The following is a 23,887-nucleotide window of genomic DNA, read 5'->3' as shown; positions in this document are numbered from 1 at the left end:
AGTAGAAACGACACCTTTTTCGGAGGATCTATGCGCGCCGCTTCGTTGTTCGTACTCTCTTTCAGTATACTTGTTTTTCTGGGAGCCTGCACGGAAAAAGCCTCAGAAGTACAGGACACAGAATCTGCCCAGGAGCGTGTTGCCACCTCTGACACGGGAGAATTGGCTCCCCCCGCAGAGCGGGTTCGTTCCCTCTTACCCAGTCAGGTCACCTCTTCAGATGAGCTTAATCGCATTCTTCATACCCACTATGGCGAAAAGGGAACCCTGGCAGAGCAGGCCCATCAGGATGTAGAGTTGATACGCTATATTGAGCGGAGTCATGGTATATTTACAGAGAAGCGAACCGCCGGATATGACCGGCGTCGCCAGGAACGGCTCCGTCGAATGCAGCAGCATGACAGCAGTGATACGTCGAGGGATGATACCACGGAGAAAGAACCGGCGGGAGCTGTGGATGAACCGTAAGATGTCTCCCATTAACGGAATCTGGCTCTGGATGATTCTTCTGGCAATTCTTGTCGGTACTCTCCGAGGCACCTTAGATGAGATCAACCAGGCACTTTTTGAGTCTGCCGAATCTGCGGTTACCTTGGCAATCGCCCTTATCGGGCCCATGGCTCTCTGGCTTGGTGTCATGAAAGTGGCTGAGGCCGGGGGGCTTATGCAGCTGATCTCCCGCGCTCTTCGTCCGCTTATGTCCCGGCTGTTTCCGGAGATCCCCACGGATCATCCTGCCATGTCTGCCATTATTATGAATATGTCTGCCAATATGCTCGGCTTGGGAAATGCCGCAACCCCCATGGGGATAAAGGCAATGCAGGAGATGGATCGTCTCAACCCTGTGAAAGGTGAGGCAACAAACTCCATGGCTCTCTTTCTTGCGATTAACACCTCCAGTGTGACCCTGCTTCCCCTGGGGGTGATAACGGTGCGTGCCGCGGCGGGAAGTGCCGACCCCGGGGCAATTCTTCTGCCCTCACTCTTTGCCACGACCTGTTCCACCGTGGTGGCTATTACGGCCTGTAAGCTTATGGAAAAGAAAAGCCCTCTCTCTGCGGTAGTCGACTCCTCTGCTGCTTCTGCGAAGCAGGATGAGCCAGACAGGGATGATGCACCCTTACAGCCTCCTACGGGAATTGCCCCGCGCCTTGTCTTGGCAGTACTTTGTCTTACCCCCGCTGTGATGTTTCTGCTTTTGCTGCGGGATGTTGCCTCGGCGGTGGTGGTAGAGCAGCTCTTTTTTTCCACCCTCTCGGCAGGGCAGATTCTTTCTGTGGGCCTTCGGGAGTTTTTTCTCTCCCTGAGTACAATTCTTATTCCAGTGATACTTCTTTTCCTCATTGGCTTTGGCTATTTTCGTGGTGTTGCCGTGTACGAAACTCTCACGGAAGGAGCGAAGGAAGGCTTCTCTACGGCTGTGCGGATCATTCCCTTCATGGTGGCTATTATGGTGGCTATTGGTATGGTGCGTGCAAGCGGTATGTTGGACCTTCTCTCCCGGGGGATTGCCCCATTAACAGGCGGGGGTATTCCCGTGGAAGCCATGAGCCTTGCTCTTTTGCGCCCCCTTTCGGGAAGTGGTTCCTTTGCCCTCATGGCAGAGGTTGTTACGCGGGAGCCCAACTCCTTTCTTGCCGATCTTGTTTCAGCAATGCAAGGTTCTACGGAAACCACCTTTTATGTTCTCGCAGTTTATTTTGGCTCTGTTGGGATTAGCCGGACTCGTCACGCCCTTCCCGCAGCTCTGTGTGCAGATATCACCGGAGCGGTGGCAGCCTTTCTGGCGGTGCGGTTTTTTCTTTTTAACTTTTCCCGTGCATTTCTTCTGTATCTATGCTATGGTCTCAGAAAAGACTGTTCACCACGGGAGGGTGTGTGATTGAGTATACTGTTGATGAACCCCAGGGGATGGTGCGTATCACCGCCTCTGAGAAGGTGTCGCTCCGGGATATTTATGGGGTTCTTCTGGAGATTGGTCGTTGTTTTCCCCCATGGCATACCCATGTATCCTTTCTGACGGATTTCAGCAGTGCCACCATGGATATTTCTCCCAAGGAGATTGGGAAAATATGGCGTATTGTGGGGAGAAGAGAAGGAGAGCGTCATATTCGTCATGCCCACGTAGCTCACCCGGACGAAGAGCTTGCAGCCTCTGTTCTCTGTACAATTATGGGGCAGCACCGAAGCGATTTTCATGCCTGTGTGTTTCCTTCAGTCTCTGCTGCGGAGTGTTGGCTCGGGGTATGGAACGGCGAAAATCAACAGGATCTTTCAAAGCTCTTGTGGTAGAGCAGACTTTGCAAAAACCCAATCACGATTTACCTTTACAGGGCTCTTTTTTTACAAAGTAACCTATCTTCTATATATATGGGTCGTTTCTTACTCTTTTTGCTATGTATACAGAGAAGAAAATCATATGGAGGATGTAGTTGTGACAACAGGCCTGCGAACGACCCTGCTCTTTTTGTGTTGTACCTTTCCTCTGTGGGCGGTTACGGTGAATCCCCGGGGAGATGCTGCATGGAACGCCAATACGCGTGTTGCCATTATTTGGAATGATGGCACTGGTTCTGCCGAAATGCCCGGCGGGTGGTTGGGCGGTACCGGTGACATTGGGGAACACACCAGGGACTTTGTTCGTGATGCTCTTTACCACCTTTCTCCTGAAAATATTCGTGAGTATCATGGTCAGATGACGGGATGGGATCAGGTAACCTTTTCCTCCATCACGGAGGATTTTGGCGGTACGCCACCCAATGCGATTATCTACGTAGGTGCCGGGTGGTTGTGGTATCAAGAAAGCTGGTGGGGCGCGCCGGAAGAACCCTATCATATCTTAGAAGAAGCAGCTGATTCCGGCGTGGGTATTGTCTCCATCGGTGACGATGCCGCGTACGATGCACAATATATTTTTCCCTTGACCGGTCCGGGGCATGAGGGGATACCTGTGCAGTATGACAGTGGTATACGTCCTGCCATGCATGGTGCTGCGGGGAGGGATACGGATGTGTGGATTATTCCCGACCACCGTGATGACCACCTCTTGTGGGGGGTATCACAGGATACGCTTCATTTTAGGGATTTTGAATGGGGCGGTCGGGGACAGCTTGATGCGGATATCTGGGATATTCGTGCAGAGGATGTGGATCATTTTTTCTTCTCCGGCTTTCAACAAAAGGCTACGGAGGATGCACGATTTGAGTATCTCTCCATGGATGGCGGAGGAATGCGAAATCATACTGTGGTGGGAAGCACTCCTTTTGATACCATAGCCCCCCTGGGAACACGAACTCTGTATGACCAGGGCGCTGAGGGGTATTCTTACATCTACACCGTACTTGCGGGAATGCAGTTTGAAAATAACCGCCTTGTTCTTATGTGCTATCAGCCGCAGTATCTTGCCGATCACGATGCGGCGGCACAGATTATTTACAACTCTCTGTATTGGGTATCACGGGCAAATGAACCCACCCAAATTGCCACTCCCGAAGCAGATCCTTCTTCGGGAACTGTGCAAGAGGTGGATCAGGTAGAACTTTCCGTGGCGTATCCTCGAAACGAAGAGCTCTATGAGATTCGCTACACCCTTGATGGAACCGACCCTACGGAAGAAAGCCCGCTCTATACCGGGCCGATCTCACTACCGCGTACTGAAGTGGGGGTGACCCTCAAGGCGAAAGCCTTTTCTCACAGCCAGGAGTATTGGCTGGACAGTGAAATTCTTGTGGTCGCCTACGGAAGTGTTATTCCGCAGATTGCCACCCCCACGGCCACTCCCGATGAAGGAACGACCCAGTCTGTGGAGACCATCGGCCTTGATGTGGCCTATCCCGAAGATCCGGCACTCTATACGCTGTATTACTCTCTTGATGAAGAGGGTTCCACTGAGAAAAGGGGGTATACGGGGCCCATTACCTTTCCCCGCGATGCTCGGGATGATGTTGTCTTGCGTGCCTATGCACGCTCCCATGATCATACGGAGTGGCATAACAGTGATACCCTTGTAGTGGTATATCCCCATGTGCAGGGCCCGGTCATTGACAGTGCTCACTTTTTTCCGGGAGAGATCATGGATTTTCACACCTTTGAACGGGCAGAAGACACGCTCCATGTGTTTTTTGACACTCCCGTATCGACCGTAGAGCTTCCCCGTCCCTTCAATTTTATAGACGAGGCGGGGCAGGCATACCAGATGGAGCTGGGAGAATCCTTGCGAACTCTTCCGGATCGCCGTGCCGCCTTTACGGTGCGCGGTTTTTCGTCTAAGCCTGCAACCTATCTTCCCCGCAGTATGAAGGACAGTATTCGGGTTAATGAAGAAGAGCGACTCTATTCAGAGGATGGGGTGTATCAAGATGGGGTGGTAAATCCCTACGCCTTTCTTCGGGTCTTACCGCAACCCATCTCTCTACAGGTTCGTTACACTTGGATAGATCGTGATGATCAGCTCTCTCCGGGAGAGATCATCCAGGAACACGCCGTGCATAGTGACGTGCTTCCCTTTGAAGAAGGAGGCTTTCTACATATCGACCCACGGGCTCTTCTCCATGCCCAAGAGGCAGAGAAAATGGATTGTCGTGTGGTGATTCTTGACGCCTTAGGTAATGTGGTGGAGTCCATGGACAGTATCCACGATCACGGTGAGAACCTTCGTGGCACCCTACTGAATACAAATGGTCGTTACACCCTTGGAGTGTTTTGGAATGGAGCTAACCGGCAGGGACGGCGCGTGGGAAGCAGTGCATACTCTGCTCACGTGGTGTTTCAAAATCATCGGGGGGACTCTCGGTCTGTCACTGTTCCGGTCTATGCCCCGGCAGCACAATAAGGCGACTGCGTCTTTTTTTACCCCTCTTCCCCCCTCCCTGTGCGGAGGGGGTATATTTTTGTATCGCTGAAGAAAAAAAGGATTGGAAATATGGAAGAAAAAGCACGTCCCTTTATTTGGGAAACCCACGGTATTCACATGGGAACCGATAATGACCATGTAAAACACGGTGTTGACGCCGTTGATGAGATTGTTGAAAAGGCCATTGCCGCAGAGTATCCTGGCATTACCTTTGTGATTCATGCGCCCCGACTGACGGGGTTTCGGTATCAGGCGGAGGTTGATACGGATATCAAATTTATCCGCGGCGATCTTGCCTATATGCGCTATGCAGATCGTGTAGAACGTCTTCGCAAAAAATATGGAGATCAAATTGCTATTCGATATGGCGTGGAGCTTGACTGGATGGGAAGTGGCATTGGGCTTCAGTGGAATCGTGCCAAGGCGTTTCAAGCTAAAAATGCCGATTTTTTCATTGGTTCTGTACACTTTTCCCCTGAGGGCCTTCCCTATGATGGGAGTCAAGAAGAGGCCGATGCCTTGGTAGAAATGCGTGGTGGGGTGCATGCGTATTGGGCCGGGTATATTGAAGAGATGATTGAAATGGTGGAGAATTTTAGTGATATGATTCAGGTGGTGGGACATCTTGATCTTCCCAAACTTCGTGTGCCCCTCCCGCCGGAGCTACAAGATATTGAGAGAAGTGACGCTCCCCTTGCACGGCGAATGCGCACGCTTCTTGACTGTATTCGTGGGCATAACCTTGCCCTCGATGTAAACTTGGCCGGTGAAAAGAAAGGGGTTGGGGTGTATCCCGTCCCAGAACTGCTTCAGCGTGCGCGGGCTCTCTCTATCCCGGTGTGTATTGGCACAGACACCCATGCCGTGGCAGATTTAGGGCATAATTACGACCTCGGTATTTCCTATGTAAGGCAGTGTGGATACACAAAGTATCTCAGTTTCTCCCACAGGGTTCCTGAAAAACGGCTTTTGGCAGCTCATGGAGATGAGCATACCGCTCTTTCCTACGTTAACAGGGCTATGGCCTTGTTGAACTCGCGCTTTTCTGGTCAGGGGAAGCAACGTATTCCCCGTGTTGCCTTGGGTGAAGATTTTGCAGCCCTTACATCGTATTATCCCGATGCGCTCTCCTTAGGTTGCGAGGAAGGGGTGAAGGTGCTTTGTGGGAAAAAAAGTATCGCCGTAAGCCGTCGTTGCCCTGAAGACCCTACCGAAGGGGGGAAAGTCTCTATTCGGTCCATGCAGATCGTCCGGGCATTCTGTCAATTCTCTTTAGTATTTTAGCCTCGGAGGGGATTAATATTTCCCGTGCCCATTTAGCGCCTCTTTCAGAAGGGTGCGCCACGGCACAGCTTACTCTTGAGGGAGATCGTCGAGCCATTTATGAGGCTGTGCATTTTGTGCGGGGTACAGGGAAAGAGCATTTTGAAACAGTGACATACGGTGTGCATGACGGGGCTTCCATGCGTGCAAGCAATACCTATATTACCGAGCTCGATGGAGTTGAACTCCCCATTCCTTTGTCACGACATATGATTGTCTCCCGCCACCTTGATGCACCCGGTGTGCTGCTGATACTGCTCAGTGCCTTGTTTAGCAAGGGGGTAAATATTACAGATCTTCAGCTGGCAAAACGCGGTACCACGGGCTATGCTCTGCTTGGTATTGATTCAGCTCCCTCTGATCTTCCGGCCCTGTTAAAGACCTTGGGGCCAACATATTATGAAGCGCGTCTGCTCTCCCTTGCGCCAGAGGTAGATACGGAGTAGGCTACTCCGTATCTGTGCAATCTCGATCAAGATAGGCAAGTCGTTGGTCATGGCGGCCCCCTTCATAGGAGGTTTCAAGCCATGTGTCCACAATGGCCCGTCCTTCTTCTTCTGTGAGAAATCGCCCACCAAGAGCAAGGATATTGCTGTTATTATGGAGGCGAGTGAGGCGGGCATACTCCGTGGAATGACAGAGTGAGGCACGTATTCCCGCAAATCGATTTGCCGCAATGGATACCCCAATGCCTGTTCCGCAGATTACAATTCCTGCGCCATATTCACCTGCGGCTACCGCACGTGCCACCTTTTGTGCATATACGGGGTAATCCACAGATGCTTCTGAGTGTGTGCCCGCGTCGGTTACGGTGAGCCCCTTTTGGAGGAGATGGTCTTTTACGGATTCCTTTAAGGTGTATCCGCCGTGATCTGATCCAATAATTATACTTTGGGTAAACATCTGTTGCTCCTTATTGCATGGTACCTGATTGGAGTACGTCGATCATGGAAAACACTCGCTCAGCGGTGCCGGCCTCTATCTGTTTTTGAAGGAACACGGCAGCATCCATGGTGCCTTCCCCGTAGATAGAGCGCCCACAAACATTGTGGGAAAAGGAAAAGGCCACGGTGTCATCGGGGGAGACCACGCGATAGGTGTGGAAGGCGTGGCCTGATAGGTACTCTGCGGGCACGCCGAGGCGTTCCTGTGCGGGAGCATCCTCACGAATCTTTTCAATTGCCTCGGGGGTAATGGGGTGAATTCCCATTTTATTAAAACTGTCTACAATTGCCTTGGCAGTACCCGACGTGTCTGCCTTGGTTTTCTGATGGCTTTCTACCACCGAGAGGGTGTAGTCTTTATACAGATCGGGAAAGGTTTTTGCCATGGTTTGAAGCATATATTGAAGCGCCACGATTTGTTTTGCCATATTGGGGGCGATAACCGCAGATAGTCCCGCCGCAGAGACATCTTTATGGAGTTTTTCTCGATCTCCACCGGTGGTGCCCATGACGAACGGGCGAGAATGGCGGATATAGAATGTGGCATTGTCATTTACCGCAGTGGGGTGGGTGTAGTCAACGGAGATAAACTCCGGGGTATCTTTAAGAATTTCCTCCATGGCAGTATCCCGCGTATCGGGGTGTAAGAGGGAAAAGTGTATTCCTTCATGGGTAATTGTGTCTTCCCGTACATCTGCCCCTGTTAGGGAGTAGGGGAGTACTTCAATTCCCCGCTGCACTGCAGCGGTGATGACGGTCTTTGCCATATTGCCGGGTAGGCCGTTTACCATTACAATCATGTATCCTCCTCGTTGAAGGGAAATATATCTTATGCCCCGTCAGTTTTCACGGAGAAACAACAGGGGAGCCGCAACGGCTCCCCTGTTGAATTTTTTATGTATCGGTCTTGTTAGCCGTCCGTACTACTGGTTAGAGCCCAGATATGAAAGGTTGAAGTGGTATTTCCATCATCATCGGTTTCCATTTCCGTATTTGAGTTGTACGTGACGCGTACCTTTGTGGTGTTTGTTTCAAAGCTTACGGTGCCATCAATATCTGCATCGCCCACCTCATCTGCAGGAACAACATATTCCGTGGAGAAACTGTATGAGCCACGTGGTACTCCCTCAATGGTTACTTCTTCACCAGGAGAAAGGGAATACTCTTCTGCACGAAAGAGCACCGTGATATTGGGAGAATTTGATTTATTCACGAAGGTTACTTCGTTGCGGGTAAAGCCCACTTCATCACAGCCAAAGAATAGTAACAGTAATGAACACAGCAGGACACATTTTAGAGAGAAAGACTTCATGATACAGTTACTCCTCACGGGTCACAAAACAATAGTATACATATAAAATAGTCTCCTGTCAACACAGTTGCACAAAAAAGAGTTTCTGCGCGCAATTTTGACGGGGATAAATAAAACGTAAAAAAACTTGACTCCTCCATTTTCCTCACGTATATTATGGGCGTTATTTCGATACTGGAGTGTAGCTCAGTCGGCAGAGCAAGTGGCTGTTAACCACTGGGTCGGGGGTTCAAGTCCCTCCACTCCAGCCATATGGCCCCGCATCAGCGGGGCCTTTTTTTATACCCCTTTTATACGTCTGCTCTGTTTTTTATCTCCGTTCCTTGACTGCGCCCTGTGTCGAATGTATACTATATGTATAAACAATGTTTATTTTGGGGGTTCTATGAAAACGTATATTTGGTATATTTTCTTTTTTGTTGTGCTCTTTGGCTGTTCCAGCGATAGTGATCCCACGGGGCCGCAGGGGGATGATTCTGCACGGTCGGATCTGCTTGACTCAGATTGGTATACTGTTTCAATCGTGGAGGAGTATGGTACTCTTTCAGACACCATCCATATAGAAGATACCACGGAGATACTTCAGATCTCTGAATCGAAGGTGGTAGTGCATGTCCTGGAAGGCGGTGAGTATCGATCTGAGAGTATTGCCCTTGATAGCATTAGCGAAGATGCATTGTATGGAGAAGCCTTGTTTACGCTTCCCGAGGGAGCGGGGGACGTGACGGAGTTTTCCTTTCGCGGTGATAAGCTAATCCTCCATCAAGTTGCTCACACCGATGATGGTGAACTCTCTCGTACGGTGCATCTGCTTCCTTATGATGGGCCTGTGCCACCGGATAACTGGATTGATGATGACCATGGCCACGAGGACTCCTTCTCTTTTGTAGGAAATTGGCTTCCCCGAAAGGAGATTCAGCACGGTGATACCATGCATATCGATGAACCGCGAATTGGCTTGGAGTTTTCGCAAGAGTGGGTGCGAATTCACCAGTTGCATACTGATGATCCTGAGTGGGAGACATTTTCTATCTCCACGGTTTCTGCCACGCAAATCCGAGGGGATTCTCTCGCTCTTTCCTACGCTCGCCAGGGTGACCACCTCACCTTGGGTTTGGATCAGGTCGGAGATATTCCGTTACCGGATACCCTTGTGTTAGAGCTCTATGAAGGAGATTTCCCCTTTGGAGACGATGACCATGGGGACGATGACCATGGAGATGATGACCATGGGGACGATGACCATGGGGACGATGACCATGGAGATGATGACCATGGAGATGATGACCATGGAGATGATGACCATGGAGATACCCCGCGAAGTCAGCTGTTTTCCTATGAGTGGCATCTTTCCCACGAGTACGATCTTCTCATTGTTGACGAGGATACGGTTGAAGAGAATGAGCGGGTCATTGAGGATCCTCGCACCGGCCCCGCTTTTACCATAGAAGAAGCGTATGTTGACAGTGTTAGTACTACGCATATATATGGCCCCGGCTGGAGCATCGACAGTACTTTCTCCGAGGAGTTTTTTTCCATAGAGCTGTTATTGGAAACGCGCTATACCATTGAAAATGAGGAGCTCTCTATTACGCGAACCATGACAAACAAGGTGTATATGAATGAAACCTTGTTTGAAAAGGAGCGGGTGCATACAGTTGAAACCTACGTACGGGGTGATTTACGCACGCGTACAGCAGCAACACAACCATTTCGACCCAGGGAATAGGTTCTTTTTGGGAGAGCCGGTTCTGTCGTTGAGAGATAGAACCGGCCTGTCATGATGAATTATGCTTCGGCGGAGTTCTCCGAGGAGGTGGGGGCATCTTCTTCACGAAGACCAAACTCCTCTTTCACCTTCTTGGAAATTTCTGCGAGCATATCCGGGTTTTCCAAAAGGAATTGCTTGGCCTTTTCTCGCCCCTGACCAATACGTTCAGTGTTATATGAGTACCATGCGCCACTCTTGTCAACAATGTTTGATTCTGTGGCAAGGTCAAGGACATCGCCTTCATAGGAAATTCCCTGTCCATACATAATATCAAATTCAGCCTGCTTAAAGGGGGGAGCCGTTTTGTTTTTCACCACCTTGGCACGGGTTCGGTTTCCGGTTACATCCGTGTCCTGTTTTATTGCCCCAATTCGTCTGATATCAATACGCACGGAAGAATAGAATTTTAAGGCATTTCCCCCAGTGGTGGTCTCGGGATTTCCAAACATGACGCCGATTTTCATGCGAAGCTGATTAATAAACACAACCGTGGTGTTTGATTTTGAGGCAACACTGGTTATTTTTCGCAGGGCCTGAGACATCAGACGTGCTTGCAGCCCCACGTGGGAATCACCCATTTCGCCTTCAATTTCAGCCTGTGGAACCAGGGCTGCCACAGAGTCGATGACGATGATATCAACGGCCCCGCTTCGGGCCAGGGTGTCGGCAATTTCCAAGGCCTGTTCCCCCGTGTCTGGTTGGGATACAAGAAGGTTATCCACATCAACGCCCAGATTTTGCGCATAGTCTGCGTCAAAGGCATACTCCGCATCAATCAGTACGGCCGTTCCTCCCTGCTTCTGCGCATTGGCAATGGCATGAAGACAGAGGGTTGTTTTACCGGATGATTCAGGCCCGTATACCTCCACAACTCGTCCCCGAGGTATGCCGCCAACACCAAGGGCGATATCCAGGGAGAGAGACCCCGTAGAGATGGTGGAGATACTTTTCCGCTCCATCCCGTCATCGCCAAGACGCATGATTGCTCCCTTGCCATACTCTTTTTCTATCTGACTCATGGCTGCAGTAATTGCTGCGGCCTTATCGGGGTTTACTGCCCCGTTTTTTTCTTTCGTGGTGCCATATTCACCCCTTTCATGTTGTATCTATTGTAATATAGCTTTACTGAGTGACTTGTGGTGTCTCTTCATGGCGTGAGGTCATTTTTCCCTGTCCCCGTTGCTCTTCCCATGGCCAAGGACCATCCCGGCGATTCTGTAAAATAATCGCATATTTTCTCTTCTGTGAATATATTTTTATCGAACAATAAATGCATATAAATTAATCAAAAGGTATATATGTCTAAGAAAATCATATTGAGCTCTTCAACAACACAAAAACGAGCGGCCCTCTTGGAAGAGGGGCGTGTGGTTGAACTTGTGGTTGAACAGCCAGACAGCAAACGTATTCTGGGAAATATTTACCGGGGCACCGTCACAAAAATCGTACCGGGGATACAGTCTGCCTTTGTTGATATCGGGATTGGGCAGAACGGGTTTCTGCATATTTCCGACGTGGACCCCACTCTGTTACCCGAAGGCCGTGGGGGAGCAAAAAAAAGTGTGGATGCGTATCTCAATCGATCCCATAAGAACAAACGGAATATTCCCCTTGTACCTATTGAGCATGTTCTTGAAGAGGGGCAGCAGATCTTGGTGCAGGTAATTAAGGAGCCCATTAGTGATAAGAGCCCGAAATTAAGTACGCAAATCAGCCTTGCCGGTCGGTTTGTCGTCCTGGTTCCCGATTCACACATGATAGGCGTCTCAAAACGGACAGAGGATGAAAATCACAGAAGAAAGCTCAAAAAGATTGTTCGGTCCATGCTTCCTCCCGGGCTGGGGTGTATTGTTCGTACCATTGGGTTACGTGTCTCCTCCGACCATATTCGCAAGGAGCTTCAAACCTTGGTGAATAGCTGGCATGCAATTCAAACAGCTGCCTTGGAGGGAATTGGTCCGAAAAAGCTCTACACTGAACGCGGGGTTGTGACGCAGGTTGTGCGCGATCTTTTTTCACGGGATGTGCAGGAGATTATCGTGGACAGTTCGGCTGATTATGAAGAAGTCGTGGATTATCTGGAAAAGGTTTCGCCGGAAATGGTGGAGCGCATTTCCCACTACGAAAGTGATATTCCCCTCTTTGATGCCTTTGATATTGAGCGAGACCTGGATAAGTCTATCAAACGGAAGGTGTGGCTGCACAATGGTGGGTATTTGTATTTTGACCATACAGAAGCGCTGATCGCTATTGATGTCAACACAGGGCGAAATAAGGGGAGCAACAATCTTGAAAACACTGTCTTTGAGACAAACCTTGCTGCATGTTATGAGATTGGTCGGCAGCTTCGTCTTCGAGATATCGGCGGTATTATTGTGGTTGACTTTATCGATATGAAGAACCCGCGCAATCGAAAAAAGATAGAAGAAACGATGCGGGCTGTTCTTGATAAGGATACTACCACAACGAATCTGACCCGTCTGTCAAAATTTGGTCTCATGGAAATTACACGGAAACGGGTTCGTCCAGAGCTACAGGAGCTTCTCACCGATGTGTGTCCTGCCTGTTCCGGTCTTGGGCGTGTCTTTTCTCCGGCCACCTTAGCAACACGCATTGAACGATGGCTTCATAGGGCTGCCGCCGATGACACAATTGCCCGTCGTCTCTCTATCAATGTTCCCCTGGGTGCCTCGGACTACCTTCTGGATAAGGAAAAAACCATGATAGAAGATCTGGAGTCACAACACGGGTTCCGACTACGTATTGTGGCCGACTATAATCTTGATCAAGATGAGTTTGAGGTATACCCTCTGGGGAAAACAGATCCCATTACGGAAAAACATATTTAACCTCGTTCATAGAGGTGTCTTTTCGGCGTCCCCGTGGGGCGCCTTTTTTTTATGGGTAATACTCGGGAATTGGGAGCGCGCAAAGAATAGGGAGGTTTTTTTCCCAGAAATCCTTTCTATTTGAAAAAAAGAAAGGATAAAAAAATACCGCGCGCACGGGCAGAAACATATACTATACTAAGCGGCACAAATACCAATATCTGAGAGGTTTTGTATGGATATTTGTTTCATAATGTATCCCTGGGACGCGGTGGATCCAAAGAAAGACTCTACCCTGCGCATTATTCATGAAGCTGTAAAGCGGGGACACACCGTTTCTATAACAACGCCGAAGAATTTAACAATCCGTGATTGTATTACCATGGCGTTCTGTGAGACCTTTGAAAAGACGGAGACTATTTCAAAAAATTTTGTATCCTTTTATAAGCATGCACAATTTAAAAAACACATGCTTCCCCTTGAAGGGTTTGATACCATATTTATGCGGGATAATCCTCCCATGGATTCCTTCATCCTTAATTTCCTTGACTCTGTAAAAAATAATGTCTTCATTCTGAATAGCGTTGAAGGCCTCCGGGAGGCAAATAATAAGGTGTACACGGCATCGTATTACGACCCAGACTACAACTTGATTCCTGCCACCTATGTGTCAAAAAACAAGGAGTATTTGAAGAAGGTTATTGATGAGCATGACGGGGAAAAGATGATTATGAAGCCCCTGGACGGGTTTGGGGGAAGCGGGGTTATTGTCATTGAGAAAAGTGCGCGGCAAAATATCAACTCCCTCTTAGATTTCTACATCGACGGTATTTCCGGTGGGACCTCAAACTATGTGATACTGCAGGAGTATGTTGAGGGGGCTGAAGACGGTGATGTTCGGGTACTTATGTTAAATGGAGAGCCCTTGGGCGCTATGCGGCGTGTTCCCCCCAAAAATGACCCCCGGTCAAATTTCTCTGTGGGGGGATCGGTGAAAAAGCATGTCTTAGGTAAGGGGGAGTTGAAGTTGTGTCGGCGTATCGGAAAGAAGCTGGTACAGGACGGGCTCTACTTTGTTGGTCTTGACTTAATTGGAGAAAAGCTGATTGAAGTAAATGTGATGAGTCCCGGAGGGATTGTCAATATTAATCACCTCAATAAGTGTAAGTTGCAGGAAGATATTATCAATTTTATTGAGGATGTAACCAACTACGAGAAGAAGTTGTCTGAGCGAAAGGTGGCCCTGAAAGAGCAGGTGAAAAATGCGTAGGCTTTCCGTGGCGGAGATAGTTCAGAAGGTGCGTGCGGGGGAACATTTCTCCGCCTGTACCTTGGATGAATCCGTGCGTATTCGTGTTACCAAGTATGTGCCCTGTATCGCCATGGCGATACATAACGGCAACCGTATGCGCCCGTCTCTTGTGGCAAAAACGGCTCTTTCCGAGTATGAGCGCTGGTATGAAGAAGACCCCTATACTGGAGACTGTATCGACTCTCTTCCCATTACCCTCACCGGTCTTGATTCCCGTTTTGAGTATGACTTAAATAGATCTCCAGAAGAGTGCATTTACGATGTAGCTTGGGGAAAACACGTGTGGAGACAGGAGCTGACTGAGAAAGAGCGCCGTGAAACCGTGGCAAAACACAGACAGTATTATCAACTTCTTTCGGGGATTCTCGCTGTCTTGGAAGAGCGCTTCGGTCGTGTCCTTGTCTTTGATATCCACTCCTACAACTATGAGCGGTGGAATCGGCCTGTTCCCTTATTCAATATTGGCAGTGAACACGTTGATACAGAAACCTTTGGTTCCATGGTTACGGCGTGGCAAAACCGCCTTTCTCAATGTTGCATCGCCAATGAATCGGGGTGTGCCGTAAACGATGTCTTTTTTGGGCGTGGGTATGCCCTGCGGTATATTCGAGAGAATTTTCCTCGCAGCTTGGTTCTTGCAACGGAAATTAAGAAGGTGTATTGTGATGAAAAAAGCGGTGAAAGCTACCCCGAAGTAATACGTGAGTTGAAGCTTCAGCTGCATCGAGCCTGTATTGATATGGCCTATGAGTTTGCTGAAACAATGACAACCTGGAACAAAACAAAGAAGCACCACCTTCTCTCTGAGAAACCGGAACAGCATCTTGTGCAGATTGACCGACGGCTCTTTTCTGCTCTTCGCCGTTTTGAGCTGCTCTCCCTTCTGAATCCAGTGAATATGCGCAGTGAACGAAGTGCCTTTTTCCGGAGTGGCTATCGAAACAACCCCTCCTTTCGGTATCGAAAAATACAGATTGATGCGTTCCTCTTAAAACGGGAGTTGTTGAATCTTCCCGTGGAAAAACTGACTGACCTTGCTTTGCAAGAGCTCTATGCCGCTTCGATACAAGGGTTTAATGATCAGATAGATATGATTGCAACGCGGGATCAGGATGATTTTCTCTACAATTCTCTTCGGTATTTTGGAGAACCCACGGAGCGAGATTTGGAAAATGCCCGGTATCTTCTTATGTTGCCGCCCATTGCAGAGGAAGAACGGCCTGAACCATCCTTTGATAGCGCCGAGGCAAAACGGGTTTTTGAAGAAGAGTTTGATCGCTATGGATTTCGTGGGGTGTGTGATATTCAAAAAAATGTGGTGTCCGATGTAATGGTAATTAATCGTGACAAAAAGGTGGTGGTGAAACAGGACGCCCGTTTTACCCGTCGTGAGCTTCGGTATCTGGTGCACCATGAAATTGGGGTACATATGGTAACCACCATCAATGCCGCGGTGCAGCCCCTGCACCTCTTCCGTCTCGGCCTGCCTGTCAACACAAAGACGCAGGAGGGGCTTGCTGTATTGGGGGAGTATCTTTCGGGTAATCTCACCATGAGACGATTAAAAAAGTTAGCTCTGAGGGTGATCGCCGTATATGATATTTGTAATGGCGCTGATTTTAAGACCACCTTTGAACATCTTGTGGACCAATACAATGTAGCCCCCAAGGATGCTTTTACCACAACCACCCGGGTCTTTCGCGGTGGAGGGCTCACCAAGGATTTTCTTTATCTTTCCGGGTTTACCCAGCTCTACTCCCTGTGGAAGGATGGGGTAGATTTGACCCCGCTTTTTGTAGGAAAATGTTCCCGACAATACTATAAGACCACGGCTGAGTTACTCGACCGGAAAATGCTGCAACAACCGGAATATCTCCCTTTCTGGCTTCAGGAACCGCGAGAGAAAGAAAACAATCCCATATTTCAGTATATCCTGGAGGGATTAAAATAATCTTGTACATGCATGTGTACGTAACGTACTTTACTAGGAAAGTGTGAGAATGGAGGATTGACCATGGAATCATACCAGGAAATGGTACGGGAGTATTCTGATATAATTGTGCAGTGGAGTATCAGTACCCTTCCAATGATTATTCTCATTTGTATTATCAGCTGGGTGGCTATTCGCCTGAGTCGGAGCGTAATTAGTCGTCTCTATCCGATTGTGTTAAAAAATATGACCCACGGATCATCGAGCAACGAGGGAGAAGAGGAAAAACGCCTTGAAACCCTGCTGGGTATCCTAAAATCCCTCGTAAAGGTTGGGATTTTTGCCATTGCGGGCATGTTAATTCTCAAAGAAGTTGGGGTTGATATTGCCCCCCTCATTGCCGGGGCGGGGATTATCGGGTTGGGTCTTGGTTTTGGTTCGCAAGAGTTGGTTCGTGATTTTATCTCCGGTTTCTTTATTCTTATGGAAAATCACATTCGCAAGGGCGATGTGGTGAATATCAACGGCACGGGTGGGTTGGTGCAACAGGTTGGCCTGCGTACCATTGTCCTACGAGATGTGTCTGGGGTTGTCCATGTGTTTCAAAATGGGAAGATCAACTCTTTTTCCAATCTTACAAAGGAGTGGTCTGCGGCGGTGTTAACTATTGGGGTTGCGTATAAGGAAGATCTTGATGCGGTCATGGATGTAATGCGGACCGTGGGAGAAGAACTTGCCGAAGATGAGGAGTTTGGACCAGCCATATTAGAACCCATAGAAATTATGGGGGTTGATAATTTTGGAGATAGTGCTATAGATATTCGTTTACGTATTAAAACCCGTCCTATTGAACAGTGGAAGACTGCCCGTGAATATCGTCGTCGGTTGAAACGGGCCTTCGATGAGCATAATATTGAAATTCCCTTTCCGCATCGCACGGTATACTGGGGGAGTGAGATTGAAAGTTTAAAAATAGCCAATGAGTCGTAATTATAAGGAGATAGTATGAAATTGTGTATGGCCCTCGTGTTCTCGTGTATGTTTCTCTTTGTTGCATGTACAGAGTCCACCGATGTTGACACCTCTACCCCGACAGGTAGTTTTAATCAGCTCTTGCGCTCTCTTGAAGAGGGGGAGTATGGTGAGGTCTTTGATGCGTATTCGGAGAAATCTCAGGAAGAAATGAGCGAGATCTTTGAGATGATGGTGCAGATGAGCGCCATGATGGAAGAAGATGATGAGAATGCCGAGCTTTTTGAGAGCTTAGAGGGCAAGGATGGTCGGGAGATTTTTATTACCCTCATGAGTCAGGGGACTCCGGAAGAAAATGCCGCCTCCTTTATTCAAGGAGAGGTGATTTCAGAAGAGGTGGATGAAGATTCTGCTGTGCTTGCTGTAGCAGGTGACGATGGGGAAACCCACAATGTTACCATGGTTCTTGAAGGTGATACATGGAAAATTGAAAACGTGCAGTAATTGCTCCGTTTTACCTTACTCTGAGCCTTCTTCCTCCGGGAAGAAGGCTTTTTTTTGTTTAAAAGGGGCGATTTTTCTGTTGAAACGGGCTGAGAGCTGCTACATCCCTATACATCACCCATTCAATTAAGGCACGGGAAAGGGCTCGCCGAGACGGGAGGTCCACCGTGGCAAGGTCTTCTCTATCAAACCAGTCGGCATGGAGTATCTCCCTTCCGTCGGGACGGATCGTCCCACCTGCATACCGAGCGGTAAATCCTAGCATGAGGGAGTCAGGAAAGGGATGGGATTGGCTTGCAACATAGCAAATTGAATCAATGGTGATTCCCACTTCTTCATGCACCTCACGCCGGATGGTCAACTCAGGGGTTTCCCCCGGCTCCATAAATCCGGCAATAAGGCTGTATCGATTTTGGGGAAAGCGGGCGTTATGGGCAAGAAGTATGGTATCTTCTCGGGAGATGGCAACAATGATTGCCGGGGATATTCGTGGGTAGTAGCGGCGATTGCAGTGTGAACAGAGGGCGGCATACTCCGTACGGCTTCGGTTGGTGGGGGCCCCGCACTGCCCACAAAATTGATGTTGTACTGCCCACTCTTTTATTTGAAAGGCTCGTCCTGCAAGGGCCGCCTCCCGGTGTGAGAACTGTGAATACACCGCCCGAAGTGATATGGGAGTCCACCCAGAGGGAATTGATAGGGAGGAGGCTATCTCTCCGCATCGCTGCTGCTCTTGACTCCACACCACGGGCTCATGGAGCACCACCGGAATGGGCGGTCGTGCATCGCGGGTAGTGGGGAGGGTCCCCTCCTCTGTCAGGAACAGGGTGTTCTCGTGAAAGAGATACCAGGTGGTTGGGGGAGATTCGTGGCTACTCATCGCAACAGCACCGATAGATGACGAAGGGATCCGGTGAGTGGAATGGAGCGATTACAGAGGTAGTTCTGTGCTACTGTTTCCATCCACTCTTTTGATGCGGTGCACTGAGTAAGAATAAGCGTGTCTTCAGCCCTTGAGGATCCGCGGTGTTCCCGGAGATCATAGGAAAGAGAGAGGCGTATAGGGTGTGGTTCTCCAGCAAGGGCAATCTGGAGGGCACATCTTTTTTCAGCGGTTGTAACCTCACAGGTGGTAATATGGCCTATATGGGCAAGATACTTCTTGCCCATGCCCTTTATGCCCAGGGCAAGGGCGGTGTCTTTCAAGCCGCGTAGTATGGTCATGCAATATCCCTTCATATTGAGCATACATATCAAAATATGTTGTGCCCCGGTTTGAAATGGGCTCTTCCCTCCCATCCTTCTTTGTTGGTGATACTCGGAAGGGCAGTATGCACGCAGAGATCTTCCCATACAGGTCTCGCAGAGGAAAAAAAGAGCTTTTTTTAGAAACTGGTGACTTGAAATGTGCAGTTTTTTCATAAAAATAAGGTATATTATGTACATACTGGTGGGGACCGGGTATGTATTAACAAGGAGAACATTTATGTTTCTGAACGCTCCATGGGGAGTGCCCTCTTGTGGTGGGGACACTTACGTCATTTGTTCGCATATTTCTGAAAGCACGGCCGTTCTGTTTGCAGAGCGTGTGGTACCACTTAGCCTTCTTCACAGGGGAGGTGCCATATGTCTATAAAACAGGTGTTCCTTTTCAGCTTCTTTGTCTGTGTGAGTACCGTTTTCTCAAACGGTTTGGTGTTGCACCAAACAAATGATTGGGTGGGGCGGGAAAATGGCTCTGCACAAATAGAAAATCATACCATAAATTCCTGGATGGTCCGTGGGTTCCGTGCAAATATTACTGACCGTGTCACAAATCCTGTGGCCTTTGATCCCCTGCGTACGCCCACAGAAATTGACGATGGTAATACAAGGGAAAATCATTCCCGTTGGGAGATTGAACTTTCAGGAGCAGCAAATAACCGCAATATTAATCCTGGGGAAGCCCGCTCATTCTCCATAAATCCCAATCTCGCATGGGACGATACAGACACCGACTGGAACCCGCGGGACGAGCAGTGGCTGGTGAAAATAGGGTCCTTTTCCGGAGAAAGGCGGTTTCTTGACATTGACAGTTTAAGTATTGACTCCTTACGTATACTGGTACAGCAGGACTGGTTTTATGACCCTGATATTTATATTCCTGATACGCTCTTAGGCGAACGGGGCGGCCCTGTGAGTGCAGGTGTAATTAATACCTGGTATGATCAGGAAGCCGACTCTGCCCTCTGGCAAATTCAGATGTGTGAAACCGAGGTGTTCCAACAAAACGGAGAATGGGTCTTTTTCAACCCCTTTATTATGGGGCAGCAGCACCCCGACTGGGGACCCGGACCGATGTATGCCATGGGGCTGGCCATGGTACCGGAATATTTCAATCTTGATTATCAACTGATGCTGGCCTCTGCCACCAACGAAAGTATGGCCGGGCTGGAAAGAGCAGAAAACATAACCGATTGGGAAACCGGTGCCGGAGCAACTCCCTCGGGAATATCGGCGTATCATACGGCAAACGTCGATACGGAAATGGGAACCAATCACTGGGAAGAACCCACCTATCAGGATGTCATTTGGGGAGGATATCGTCGCTACTTTCCCTTTGATGAAACCTATACGCATTCTTCAAAATATGCCACGACCCCCGGTACGAATGATTGCGTGGGCAATTCTCCGCAGGTCGTAAATGCACAACTCATTAATTCGGTATATTTTTGGTACAGTTTTGAGCTCTTTTTCAATGCAACCCAGTTTTATGCTGACTATGCCTTTCGCAATGCTGAAGATCGGGAGATGGCTGCCAAGATGTTTCTTGCCATGTGGAACGGTGGACGCAATTCCATCGATGACTTTCTGAACAACCTCATGGAAACGCATATGCACAATCCAAATATCACCGGAGATGATTTGGGAAATGATTATATTGAGCTTGTTTATCGGGCGGTGAACCCTCTGCAGGAGGGGAGTAGAAATTCCGTTGCCAATGGAGGAGACAAGGAGATTTTTGATTACCCCATCACCTTGGAACATGTTGAGTGGTTCTTCTTTGGAGATGGAGGAGAGCCGGAAAATGGTCAGCTTGGCGCAGCGGGAATACTCCACCACTTTGATCTGAACGATGAGGAACGCATTGACATATGGGAAACAGTGACCACTGCCTATGATATCCTCAACAACCAGGGGCCCTTCAGCGACGAAGGAGCCATATCCTTCCGGTATGATTTCCTTGCCCTTATGCGCGTGGTAAAGGGAGACATTGATCTGCGCTTTCCCACACCGACCAACTCCGATTTTGTCACCTGGGTTGATCGTTTTTCTCGATACAGTGTGATTGAAGACTACGATGGTCCGGTTATCGATTCGATATATCCTCATCTTCGCCATGCGGGAAGACGCGTTGAAAATGACATGCTCATCATAACCATGGAAATAGAGGATAAAACCTATATTGATATTGACTCCCTTGAAACCGTACAATGGACAGCCGATAGAAACTGGGACTCATGGCATGACGCCCATCTTGTTTCAGGGGATACCCTCTTTGCAACCTATGAGGTCCGCATTCCCCGTGAACAAGTGGAAGACATTGCCGGTGGCGATGTTGTACAGGCATGGGTGCGGGGCTTTGATCGAAATTACAATGCCGTCATAGACACCTTTTCTCTCTACTGGGAAACACCACCGGAACCGCACATACGGGAAGCCTGGGCCCGTGACATATCCGGTGATGGCATGGCTGATGTTATTGAAGTAACCCTGGAAGAGTCCTCCTCTCCCCATGCCGATCCCCTTGACTCCTTTGATGATCCCCGATATTCCTGGCCGGAACCTACTACTATCACCTCCGCTGATAACGCTGATTTGACGAACAATATCCTCACCCTTACGGACAGCGATTTAAGCGATGGACATGGAGTGGGCAGGGTTCTTCTTTCCTACCCGTCAGGAGAAATCAGTGGCTCTGTTCTCGATGGTGTGGGTCCTGCCCTCCGCCGTACTCCCCAGCCAACATATTATATGCCGGCAAACGATACCGAAGAGGATACACTTCTCCTGCAGTTTACCGAACCCATTGCCGATCTCAACAGTGATGAAGCCCATCTCTCCTTTAAGGATATGGACGGAAACACAGAAAATATCACCACCCGGGAAGTACGCGAAGAAAACGGCGAGTATACCTTTATCTTTGATCATCACACTGTTTTGCCCTACGATTCTGTGCGTATTAATCCCGCAGGTCCCGTGCGCGACCGCGCAGAAGAACCCAACAGTGCCGAAGAGTATAATCTCTGGCGACCCATACGAAGCATCGGTGACAACGATCCGGAATTTGACGAAGCCTATCACCAGGATACTGAAGGGGATGGTATGGGAGACCAGATATTCTATCTCTTTGAGATTGCCAACGGAAATGACCCCTTCAACCACACCCATATCACCCATGTCACCTACGAAATAGACGGACAGGATGTAACTGTGCAGCCCGATGATGGTGAAGTAACCATTGAGACAGCAGGCAACACAGTACGTATTATCATCGACACCGATGATATTTCCGGTGATGCCACGGGTATTGCCACGGTGTTTTTCAACAAAGACGGAGAAAAGACTGAGCTTACGGGTCCCGTGGATGACCGCGTTGGACCAGCCGTGGAAGAGGGAGATGATCTTCCCCTCTATCGTATACCGGATCTTTCCCAAGAAGATCAGGTGGATACTTTTCAGCTGGCTTTTACCGAACCCATAACAGGCTTTGCAGCTGGAGAACCAATCTTGGCTTTTCGCGGGAACGACAGAGACAGCACCACCCTTGAAGCCACTGAAATAAGCGAAACAGGGGGTATATACACCGCCCTTTTTCCCGCAGAAAGTCTCAGTGATTTTACCCATGTAAAAATTAATAGCGAATCCGCCCTCCGCGACAGGGCGGAAGACCCCAATCCTGCAGAGGAGTATAACCAGTGGGTTGCCTTTGATCGGCAGGGAAATAACGATCCCGAATTTATTGAAGCATATCTTGAAGACAACGTCGGTGACGGGCGGGGAGATCGCATTATAAAAGAATTCGCGCTCTCCCAGGGCGGTGACGATCCCTTCACGGAGGAGCATGTAACCACCGTGAGTTATTCCATTGATGGGGTGGACGAAACCCTCCCCTGGGATGATTTGGAGATTACCCGGGACGCGGATACCGTAACGGTTTCCCTCCCTGTGGATAATTTCCCCGGTGATGCCACGGGCCAGGGAATTATCTATTTTGAAAAACCCGACGGCGCAACGCATCGTCTTGCGACAAATATCACTGATGCCGTGGGTCCCGCTGTGGAAGAAGAAAATCAGCTACCCCTCTATCGTATTCCCGATCCGCGTCAGGACAACCAGGTGGATACCTTTCAGGTGGCTTTTACGGAAGCCGTAAGCGACCTCAGTAACAACGGCACCTATTTGGCCTTTCGCGGCAATCCCGGTGACAGCACAGCCCTTGCAGCGGAAGAAATATCCCGTGAGGATGATTTCTTTACGGTATTCTTTGCTGCCCGGGCTCTGGAAAATTTCTCCGAGGTCAAAATTGTCCATGAGAGCGATCTCCGCGATATGGCCAACAATCCAAACCCTGCTGCAGAATACAATCAGTGGGTCCCCTTCCAGCGGCAGGGAAATAATGACCCGGAATTTGTTGAAGGATATCTTGAGGATACCCGGGGAGACGGACGCGGCGACGGTATCATCTATCTTTTTGAGATCTCCCGCGGCGGAGACAACCCCTTCACCGAAAGTCATATCACCGAAATCAATTACTCCGTAAACGGCACGGATGAAACCCTTTCCGCGGACAACATTGCTATTTCACGTACTGATTACCGTGTTCGGATACACATTGATGAAGTTGATTTTGACGGTGCCGCTTCTGGAGAGGGATCTATCAGTTTCTATAATGACGGAACCCTCTTTGAGCTCCCTGTTCATATTGAAGACCGTGTTGGCCCGGCCCTTACAGGCGTCATGTGTCTGCAGGAAGATGAAGATCGTGATCGCGATACGCTGTTTTTTGATGTCAGCGAGGCTCTTGCCGATGATATTTCTTCGGAAGGAACCTATTTTTACATCTACAAGGGCGCTGAAGACGGCCCGCAGAAGGCAC

Annotated in this window: 19 protein-coding genes and 1 tRNA gene; 14 read left to right on the top strand and 6 right to left on the bottom strand. The window is 49.1% G+C overall.

Annotated elements, in window-relative coordinates; genetic code table 11:
- Positions 1-30 precede the first annotated feature (30 nt).
- From CALK_RS05045 to CALK_RS05020, 6 genes are all read left to right on the top strand, one after another.
- A complete protein-coding gene (locus CALK_RS05045; protein WP_022636580.1) occupies positions 31-468 on the top strand; it encodes a hypothetical protein in 438 nt (145 codons plus the stop codon).
- Complete coding sequence (locus CALK_RS05040) at positions 458-1,882, top strand: nucleoside recognition domain-containing protein (RefSeq protein ID WP_022636579.1); 1,425 nt, start codon at positions 458-460, stop codon at positions 1,880-1,882. The genes CALK_RS05045 and CALK_RS05040 overlap by 11 nt, the downstream gene beginning before the upstream one ends.
- Positions 1,879-2,292 (top strand): hypothetical protein, encoded by a 414-nt coding sequence (locus CALK_RS05035; RefSeq protein WP_022636578.1) that lies wholly within the window; start codon positions 1,879-1,881, stop codon positions 2,290-2,292. The genes CALK_RS05040 and CALK_RS05035 overlap by 4 nt, the downstream gene beginning before the upstream one ends.
- Positions 2,293-2,419: 127 nt before the next feature.
- Positions 2,420-4,831: a chitobiase/beta-hexosaminidase C-terminal domain-containing protein gene (locus CALK_RS05030; protein ID WP_022636577.1), complete on the top strand. Its 2,412-nt coding sequence runs from the start codon at positions 2,420-2,422 to the stop codon at positions 4,829-4,831.
- 90 nt (positions 4,832-4,921) lie between these two features.
- On the top strand, positions 4,922-6,136 hold the full coding sequence (locus CALK_RS12075) for a histidinol-phosphatase HisJ family protein (protein WP_022636576.1): 1,215 nt from the start codon (positions 4,922-4,924) through the stop codon (positions 6,134-6,136).
- Between the two features lie 107 nt (positions 6,137-6,243).
- Positions 6,244-6,621: an ACT domain-containing protein gene (locus CALK_RS05020; protein WP_034636874.1), complete on the top strand. Its 378-nt coding sequence runs from the start codon at positions 6,244-6,246 to the stop codon at positions 6,619-6,621.
- 1 nt (position 6,622) lies between these two features.
- On the opposite strand, the gene rpiB is transcribed toward CALK_RS05020, so the two are convergent.
- The 3 genes from rpiB to CALK_RS05005 all read right to left on the bottom strand — a co-directional run bounded on the left by rpiB (position 6,623) and on the right by CALK_RS05005 (position 8,431).
- Positions 6,623-7,078, bottom strand: coding sequence for a ribose 5-phosphate isomerase B (rpiB, locus tag CALK_RS05015; protein ID WP_022636574.1), 456 nt, complete (start codon positions 7,076-7,078; stop codon positions 6,623-6,625).
- Positions 7,079-7,088: 10 nt separating this feature from the next.
- Complete coding sequence (dapB, locus tag CALK_RS05010; RefSeq protein ID WP_022636573.1) at positions 7,089-7,919, bottom strand: dihydrodipicolinate reductase; 831 nt, start codon at positions 7,917-7,919, stop codon at positions 7,089-7,091.
- 110 nt (positions 7,920-8,029) lie between these two features.
- Positions 8,030-8,431, bottom strand: a complete 402-nt coding sequence (locus CALK_RS05005) for a hypothetical protein (protein ID WP_022636572.1) — start codon at positions 8,429-8,431, stop codon at positions 8,030-8,032.
- A 175-nt stretch (positions 8,432-8,606) separates the two neighbouring features.
- On the opposite strand from CALK_RS05005, the gene CALK_RS05000 reads away from it, so the two are divergent.
- Together CALK_RS05000 and CALK_RS13145 are read left to right on the top strand one after the other, a co-directional pair.
- Positions 8,607-8,682: transfer RNA gene (locus CALK_RS05000), tRNA-Asn, on the top strand.
- Positions 8,683-8,816: 134 nt separating this feature from the next.
- Positions 8,817-10,160, top strand: a complete 1,344-nt coding sequence (locus CALK_RS13145; RefSeq protein ID WP_034636872.1) for a hypothetical protein — start codon at positions 8,817-8,819, stop codon at positions 10,158-10,160.
- 59 nt (positions 10,161-10,219) lie between these two features.
- Here the strand turns inward: CALK_RS13145 and recA are convergent, their stop codons facing one another.
- On the bottom strand, positions 10,220-11,221 hold the full coding sequence (gene recA, locus CALK_RS04990) for a recombinase RecA (RefSeq protein WP_052569184.1): 1,002 nt from the start codon (positions 11,219-11,221) through the stop codon (positions 10,220-10,222).
- Positions 11,222-11,500: 279 nt separating this feature from the next.
- On the opposite strand from recA, the gene CALK_RS04985 reads away from it, so the two are divergent.
- The 5 genes from CALK_RS04985 to CALK_RS04965 all read left to right on the top strand — a co-directional run bounded on the left by CALK_RS04985 (position 11,501) and on the right by CALK_RS04965 (position 17,748).
- Positions 11,501-13,051, top strand: coding sequence for an Rne/Rng family ribonuclease (locus CALK_RS04985; protein ID WP_022636570.1), 1,551 nt, complete (start codon positions 11,501-11,503; stop codon positions 13,049-13,051).
- 214 nt (positions 13,052-13,265) lie between these two features.
- Positions 13,266-14,300 carry a glutathione synthase gene (gshB, locus tag CALK_RS04980; RefSeq protein ID WP_022636569.1) on the top strand — a complete coding sequence of 345 codons (1,035 nt, stop codon included), beginning with the start codon at positions 13,266-13,268 and terminating at the stop codon, positions 14,298-14,300.
- On the top strand, positions 14,293-16,293 hold the full coding sequence (locus CALK_RS04975; RefSeq protein WP_022636568.1) for a flavohemoglobin expression-modulating QEGLA motif protein: 2,001 nt from the start codon (positions 14,293-14,295) through the stop codon (positions 16,291-16,293). The genes gshB and CALK_RS04975 overlap by 8 nt, the downstream gene beginning before the upstream one ends.
- 63 nt (positions 16,294-16,356) lie before the next feature.
- Positions 16,357-17,262 (top strand): mechanosensitive ion channel family protein, encoded by a 906-nt coding sequence (locus CALK_RS04970; protein ID WP_022636567.1) that lies wholly within the window; start codon positions 16,357-16,359, stop codon positions 17,260-17,262.
- 15 nt (positions 17,263-17,277) lie between these two features.
- The gene (locus CALK_RS04965) at positions 17,278-17,748 is read left to right on the top strand and encodes a hypothetical protein (protein ID WP_022636566.1); all 471 of its coding nucleotides are present in this window, start codon (positions 17,278-17,280) and stop codon (positions 17,746-17,748) included.
- Positions 17,749-17,806: 58 nt separating this feature from the next.
- Here the strand turns inward: CALK_RS04965 and nudC are convergent, their stop codons facing one another.
- Positions 17,807-18,628, bottom strand: a complete 822-nt coding sequence (nudC, locus tag CALK_RS04960) for an NAD(+) diphosphatase (protein WP_022636565.1) — start codon at positions 18,626-18,628, stop codon at positions 17,807-17,809.
- Entirely contained in the window at positions 18,625-18,972 is a 348-nt protein-coding gene (locus CALK_RS04955) for a hypothetical protein (protein ID WP_034636867.1), read from the bottom strand. Before CALK_RS04955 ends, nudC begins: the two co-directional genes overlap by 4 nt.
- A gap of 402 nt (positions 18,973-19,374) precedes the next feature.
- Here CALK_RS04955 and CALK_RS04950 point away from each other — a divergent pair.
- A partial coding sequence (locus CALK_RS04950) for a hypothetical protein (protein ID WP_034636865.1) occupies positions 19,375-23,887 on the top strand: 4,513 nt, incomplete at its 3' end.

The organism is Chitinivibrio alkaliphilus ACht1 (genome assembly GCF_000474745.1).
GTDB classification, from domain to species: Bacteria; Fibrobacterota; Chitinivibrionia; order Chitinivibrionales; family Chitinivibrionaceae; genus Chitinivibrio; species Chitinivibrio alkaliphilus.
The sequence above is the reverse complement of the archived record's forward strand: the minus strand, read 5'-3'. Positions and strand labels throughout refer to the sequence as shown.

What these genes read in the sequence shown, in the direction of transcription:
- nudC (WP_022636565.1), bottom strand. Translation starts at nt 18,628, where the DNA reads ATGAGTAGCCACGAATCTCCCCCAACCACCTGGTATCTCTTTCACGAG.
- recA (WP_052569184.1), bottom strand. Translation starts at nt 11,221, where the DNA reads ATGAGTCAGATAGAAAAAGAGTATGGCAAGGGAGCAATCATGCGTCTT.
- CALK_RS13145 (WP_034636872.1), top strand. Translation starts at nt 8,817, where the DNA reads ATGAAAACGTATATTTGGTATATTTTCTTTTTTGTTGTGCTCTTTGGC.
- CALK_RS04975 (WP_022636568.1), top strand. Translation starts at nt 14,293, where the DNA reads ATGCGTAGGCTTTCCGTGGCGGAGATAGTTCAGAAGGTGCGTGCGGGG.
- CALK_RS04965 (WP_022636566.1), top strand. Translation starts at nt 17,278, where the DNA reads ATGAAATTGTGTATGGCCCTCGTGTTCTCGTGTATGTTTCTCTTTGTT.
- CALK_RS12075 (WP_022636576.1), top strand. Translation starts at nt 4,922, where the DNA reads ATGGAAGAAAAAGCACGTCCCTTTATTTGGGAAACCCACGGTATTCAC.
- CALK_RS05030 (WP_022636577.1), top strand. Translation starts at nt 2,420, where the DNA reads ATGGAGGATGTAGTTGTGACAACAGGCCTGCGAACGACCCTGCTCTTT.
- rpiB (WP_022636574.1), bottom strand. Translation starts at nt 7,078, where the DNA reads ATGTTTACCCAAAGTATAATTATTGGATCAGATCACGGCGGATACACC.
- CALK_RS05005 (WP_022636572.1), bottom strand. Translation starts at nt 8,431, where the DNA reads ATGAAGTCTTTCTCTCTAAAATGTGTCCTGCTGTGTTCATTACTGTTA.
- CALK_RS04955 (WP_034636867.1), bottom strand. Translation starts at nt 18,972, where the DNA reads ATGACCATACTACGCGGCTTGAAAGACACCGCCCTTGCCCTGGGCATA.
- dapB (WP_022636573.1), bottom strand. Translation starts at nt 7,919, where the DNA reads ATGATTGTAATGGTAAACGGCCTACCCGGCAATATGGCAAAGACCGTC.
- gshB (WP_022636569.1), top strand. Translation starts at nt 13,266, where the DNA reads ATGGATATTTGTTTCATAATGTATCCCTGGGACGCGGTGGATCCAAAG.
- CALK_RS05045 (WP_022636580.1), top strand. Translation starts at nt 31, where the DNA reads ATGCGCGCCGCTTCGTTGTTCGTACTCTCTTTCAGTATACTTGTTTTT.
- CALK_RS05040 (WP_022636579.1), top strand. Translation starts at nt 458, where the DNA reads ATGAACCGTAAGATGTCTCCCATTAACGGAATCTGGCTCTGGATGATT.
- CALK_RS04985 (WP_022636570.1), top strand. Translation starts at nt 11,501, where the DNA reads ATGTCTAAGAAAATCATATTGAGCTCTTCAACAACACAAAAACGAGCG.
- CALK_RS04970 (WP_022636567.1), top strand. Translation starts at nt 16,357, where the DNA reads ATGGAATCATACCAGGAAATGGTACGGGAGTATTCTGATATAATTGTG.